The sequence below is a fragment of the Martelella sp. genome, assembly GCF_984369615.1.
Window position 1 is genome coordinate 1 of the sequence record NZ_CFHTCS010000294.1, and the last position, 5,570, is coordinate 5,570.

A 5,570-nucleotide genomic window follows, 5' to 3' on the forward strand; every position below is an offset into this window, starting at 1 on the left:
TTCGACGAGCCGCTGTCGAACCTCGATGCGGCGCTCCGGGTCAATATGCGCCTTGAGATATCCGAGCTGCACCAGCAGCTTGGCGCGACGTCCATCTATGTGACCCATGACCAGGTGGAGGCCATGACCATGGCCGACAAGATCGTGGTCCTGCGCGCCGGCAATATCGAGCAGGTCGGCTCGCCGCTGGAACTCTACCGCAGCCCCGCCAACCTGTTCGTCGCAGGCTTTATCGGCTCGCCGAAGATGAATTTCATCGACGGCAAAACGGCAGAGGAATTCGGCGCCCACACGATCGGTATAAGGCCCGAACATGTCGCCTTGTCCACCGAAAGCGGCCGATGGAAAGGCAAGGTCGCGGTTTCCGAACATCTGGGCTCCGACACCTTCCTGCATGTGGATGTGCCGGAGCTCGGCCATATCACTACCCGCACGGACGGCGAGTTTCCGGTCCGCCATGGCGATACCGTCTTCATCTCGCCCGACCCGGAACGGCTCTACCGGTTCGACGCAAACGGTCTGGCGGCACGGTAGCAACCGTCCCGCTTCCGATCGAATACCGAAATGCCAATAGCGGAACTGAAACATGACAAAGCCCCTCAATCTCGAAAGCCTTGACCAGCACGCGGACAGGACGGCCATTCCGGCCTATGACCGCAGCGCCCTTTCCGCCGGCATTTTCCATTTCGGCGTCGGCAATTTTCACCGGGCGCATCAGGCGGTCTATCTGCATGAGCTCTTCAACAAGGGCCGGGATCTCGACTGGGCGATTGTCGGGGCCGGCGTCATGCCTTCCGACACGAAAATGCGCGAGGTTCTTGCCGGCCAGGATTTTCTGACGACGGTGATTGATCAGGAGGCCGATGCAAGTGCTGCAACCATCACCGGCGCGATGATCGACATGATCGCGCCGCCGGATTATGCGGGGATGATCGAAAGGCTCGCCGATCCGGCAATCCGCATCGTCTCGCTGACGGTGACGGAGGGCGGCTATTTCATCGATCCGGCAACCGGCAAGTTCGACCCGGCCCATCCGACAATCGTCGCCGATGGTAAAAATCCGGATGCGCCGAAGACGGCTTTCGGCCTGATCATCGCCGGTCTCAAAAAGCGCCGCGCGGAAGGTGTTCCGCCGTTTACCGTGATGTGCTGCGACAACATCCCCCATAACGGCGCGGTGACGAAAGCCACAGTTTCCGGCCTTGCCGAACTCTCCGATCCCGCTTTCGCTGGATGGATCCGCGAGAATGTCGCCTTTCCCAATGCCATGGTCGACCGGATCACGCCGGCGACCGGCAAGCGCGAGCGCGACATCACGCGCGACGAATACGGCATTGAGGATAATTGGCCGGTTTTCTGCGAAGGCTTCAAGCAATGGGTGCTGGAGGACGATTTCCCGCTCGGCCGTCCGGCGCTGGAAGAGGTCGGCGTCACCTTTGTTGACGACGTCAGCCCTTACGAACTGATGAAGCTCAGGATCCTCAACGGCGGCCATGCGGCAATCGCCTATCCGGGCGAGCTGCTCGACATCCACTTCGTCCACGAGGCGATGGAAAACGAACTGATCGCCGCCTTTCTCGAAAAGCTGGAAAAGGACGAGATCATCCCGATCGTGCCGCCCGTGCCCGATACCGATCTCACCGGTTACTACAAACTGATCGCCCGCCGCTTCGCCAATCCGAAGATCGGCGACACGATCGAACGGCTGGCGCTCGACGGCTCGAACCGTCAGCCGAAATTCATCCTTCCCTCGACCGCCGCCCGGCTCGAGAAGGGGCTGGACGTCGTCGGCCTCGCACTGGTCTCGGCGCTCTGGTGCCGCTATTTCGAGGGCACGTCCGACAGCGGCAGGGAAATCCGCTTTAACGACGAAAGCGCGGACCGCCTGCACAAGGCGGCGCTTGAAAGCAGGCAGGATCCGATGATCTTCCTTCAGGAGCGCGCCATCTTTGGTTCGATCGCCGATAATGAAACCTTCCGCAGGCGCTTTTCGACGGCGCTTGAAAGCCTGAGGACCGTCGGAACCGCCGAAACGCTGAAGCGCTATATTGCCGGCAACCTGGCATAGGCCATCCGGCTGAAACCGATACGGGTCCGAGGCGCCCGGCGCCTCTCTTTCTCGTCACGCTCGCGACTTCGCGGGGTGCGGCCCTGCGCTGTCGGAAGGTTTGACGAAACGAATAATCTCGTCCACTTTGTGCGAAAATACGGACAGGTGGGGAGCGTGCAGGATGCGCGATCATGTGATTGCGGTCGATGTCGGCACGGCAAGCGTCAGGGCAGGCGTTTTCGATAAGACCGGGATCATGCTCGCCCGCACGGTGGAGCCACTGCGGCTGCGGCGCCCGGGCGCCCGGCGCGGCGAATACAGCGCGGACGATATCTGGCGGACGACGGCGACTGCCGTTCGGGCCGCACGTCTTGCAGCGGGCCTCGGCGCGGAGCAGGTCGCGGGGCTTGCCTTCGGCGCGACCTGCTCGCTGGTTTTGCGCGACGCGGCAGGCAATCCGTTGCCGATCTCCGAGGATGACGACGGTGTTTTCGACACCCTCGCCTGGTTCGATCACCGCGCCGAGGCTGAAGCGGAAGAGCTGAGCGCCACCGATGACCCGGCAGTGCGGCATTCGGGCGGATCGATCTCGCCGGAAATGCAGGTGCCGAAGCTGTTGTGGCTGAAGCGCAACCGGCCCGACCTTTGGCAACGCGCGGGCGGCTTCTTCGACCTCGCCGACTATTTGAGCTATCGCGCCACCGGCAATCCGGCGCGCTCGGTCTCCACGCTTGTTACAAAATGGTTCTACAGGGCTGACAGTGACGCGCCCTGGCCGCGCGCGCTTCTCGGAACATTCGGCCTTGATGACCTGCCCGAAAAGGCAGGCACCGCGCACGCGCCCTGCCCGCCCGGCGCCGCCGTCGGCAGGCTGACCGGCAAAGCGGCGCAGGCGTTGGGACTGGACGAGAAGGTCGCGGTTGCCGCCGGCATGGTCGATGCCTATGCCGGAGCCCTTGGCGCGCTTCCGGCATCGGAGACGCCGGGCGAACTTGCGCTGATCGGCGGAACCTCGAGCTGCCTGATCGGCCAGGGCCGTGAGCCTGTCTTTGCCGGAAGCCTGTGGGGCCCCTATTTTGCCGCGATCCATCCGGGCCGGTGGGCCTTCGAGGCCGGCCAATCCGCAACCGGAGGTTTGCTCAATCATCTGCTCGAAGTTCATGCCGAGGGCGGCCAGGCAACAGAAGCTCGCCACCAGGAGGTGATTGCCCGGATCACGGAAATGCTTGCCGAGAACGGCCCCGGTTTTGCCGACGGGCTGGACATCCTGCCGGATTTCCATGGCAACCGTTCACCCTTTGCCGATCCGACCATGACCGGCATGGTCGCCGGCCTCACCCTCGACAAATCCTTCGACGGCCTCTGCAAGCTCTATTGGCGCGCCTCGATCGCCATTGCCCTTTCGCTCAGGCAGATCCTCGAACATCTGGGCGAGAACGGCATTCCCGCCTCCGGCCTTCACCTTGCCGGAGGCCACCGGAGAAACCCTCTCCTTTCAAGGCTGTACGCCGACGTGACCGGGCTTCCCGTGCATATCTCGCCGACGGAAGATGTGGTGCTGCTGGGCTCCGCCATCAACGCCGCCGCAGCTTCGGGTCTTTATCCGGACCTTGGCCAGACCGCAGCACAGATGCAGGCCGCCGCCAGTATCCTCGAACCCGATCCGGGATTTGGTGATTACTACCAACACCAATATGCCCGCCTCAAAATCCTGCAGGCCTGCCGGGATCAACTCGCTCGGTATAACGTGTTCCCGTGAGCAGTGCTGCCCGTTGCCGCCCGCTCTTGCCTTTCGTCAGGCTCAGGTCACATTTCCGCCACTTTCCGCTTGACCGCACGCGCCTCGGTTGCGACACATGGTTTACGGGTAGTTAATAGTGACTGTGGGGGCCGGGGACATGACGAAGACCTATCTCAAGCTGGCGGGTGCGGTGGCGCTGACAGCGCTTGCAGGCTGCAGCGGCGGCGGAAGCAGCGGCGGGGGCATTGATGTGGGATCTGGCGGCGGTGGTGATATCCCGGCCGGGCCCGGCGCCCCGGCACACAATGCGATTGGGTACTCTGCAGTAGTCGATGAAAGTGGCGAGACTATCGGCTGGCAGTCGAGTGACGCCAGTGCCATGGTCACGCCTAACGACGACGGGACGGTGACGGTTCGAATTACTGAAGGAGCCTATGCCGGCGAAGAGCGGACCTTTACACCCAGTAGCGATAGTGGCGGGGCAGGCAGTCAGGCAACCGCCTATATGACCACCTATGATTTTGACGGTGATCCGATCTCCGCATTCATTGCGGCTCGCGCTGACGCTGATGACAAGTTCGCATTCTATGCTTTCCGTTCAACCGAGGGGCTTACCCGCAACATGCCGACGAGCGGCGATGCCCACTACCGAGGGGAACACACCGGCCTCGCGATTAACGCCGATGATACTTCTGCCGCAATCAATGACCTCTTTTTAGCCGATGTCGATTTCTCTGATGCGACGCTTTCAGGCACGATCTATCCGGCGGGGCCGGGTGCCGAACAGATATACAGATCCGTGTCTTTCGATGGCACAATAAACGGGGCCGAATTCCAGTCTGACAGAGGTACGATTGCATTTACCGAGACCGACTGGGGGGCGCCGAACGGTCCAAATCGCATTCACGTTCGCGACACAAGCGTGATCAATCAGAATACGTCCGCTGTCGAAGGCGCCTTTTATGGTGATGCAGCGGCGGCAATGGGCGGAAGCTTTGTGATCGATGGCCAGGGTGCGCTGGAAGGAAACCATCTCATCGGCGCTTTCAAGGCGGATAGGGATGGCCCGGCGCGTAACACAACGCCGCCCGCCACACCTCCCGATATTCCGCCTCCCTTCATTCCGCCGGTCATCGAGCCGCCGCCCTATTTTCCACCACCGCCAACATATGACCCGTTCCGTTGAGCTGAGACTTTTTGCCGATAGAAAGACATAAAGAAATCTTTATGTCTTTCTTGTCAGTTTCCTCCGGGGCTGTTACTAACGATGCAAACTGAAAATGCGCGTTGCCCGCATGACCGGGCCAGACGCCGCACTATCCTTTTGCCTCGGGAGTTATCAATGAGTGCCACAGAAAATTTCATCGTTGCCGATATCGCGCTGGCCGATTACGGCCGCAAGGAACTGGATATCGCGGAAACCGAAATGCCGGGCCTGATGGCCGCGCGCGAGGAGTTTGGCGAAAGCCAGCCGCTGAAGGGCGCGCGCATTTCCGGCTCGCTGCACATGACGATCCAGACCGGCGTGCTGATCGAGACGCTGAAAGCGCTCGGCGCCGATGTCCGCTGGGCCTCCTGCAACATCTTCTCCACCCAGGACCATGCCGCAGCCGCGATCGCCGCCACCGGCACGCCGGTCTTTGCAGTGAAGGGCGAGAGCCTCGAGGAATACTGGTCCTACACCGACAGGATTTTCCAGTGGACCGATGGTGGCCAGTCGAACCTGATCCTCGATGATGGCGGCGATGCCACCATGTATATCCTGATCGGCGCGCGCGC

General features: G+C 61.7%; 5 protein-coding genes. All 5 read left to right on the forward strand.

Going from position 1 to position 5,570, the window contains the following annotated elements:
• The coding region (locus AC5DC2_RS18520; RefSeq protein WP_491699531.1) for an ABC transporter ATP-binding protein at positions 1-534 on the forward strand (534 nt) is incomplete at its 5' end.
• Between the two features lie 52 nt (positions 535-586).
• Positions 587-2,068, forward strand: a complete 1,482-nt coding sequence (locus AC5DC2_RS18525) for a mannitol dehydrogenase family protein (RefSeq protein WP_491699532.1) — start codon at positions 587-589, stop codon at positions 2,066-2,068.
• 163 nt (positions 2,069-2,231) lie between these two features.
• Positions 2,232-3,809, forward strand: coding sequence for an FGGY family pentulose kinase (locus AC5DC2_RS18530; protein ID WP_491699533.1), 1,578 nt, complete (start codon positions 2,232-2,234; stop codon positions 3,807-3,809).
• Between the two features lie 139 nt (positions 3,810-3,948).
• Positions 3,949-4,977, forward strand: coding sequence for a transferrin-binding protein-like solute binding protein (locus tag AC5DC2_RS18535; RefSeq protein WP_491699534.1), 1,029 nt, complete (start codon positions 3,949-3,951; stop codon positions 4,975-4,977).
• Positions 4,978-5,133: 156 nt separating this feature from the next.
• Positions 5,134-5,570 (forward strand): adenosylhomocysteinase (locus tag AC5DC2_RS18540; protein WP_491699535.1); only part of this gene is annotated, 437 nt, incomplete at its 3' end.

Excerpts from the sequence above, each read along its gene's own strand:
- AC5DC2_RS18525 (WP_491699532.1), top strand. The coding sequence starts at position 587 with ATGACAAAGCCCCTCAATCTCGAAAGCCTTGACCAGCACGCGGACAGG.
- AC5DC2_RS18535 (WP_491699534.1), top strand. The coding sequence starts at position 3,949 with ATGACGAAGACCTATCTCAAGCTGGCGGGTGCGGTGGCGCTGACAGCG.
- AC5DC2_RS18530 (WP_491699533.1), top strand. The coding sequence starts at position 2,232 with ATGCGCGATCATGTGATTGCGGTCGATGTCGGCACGGCAAGCGTCAGG.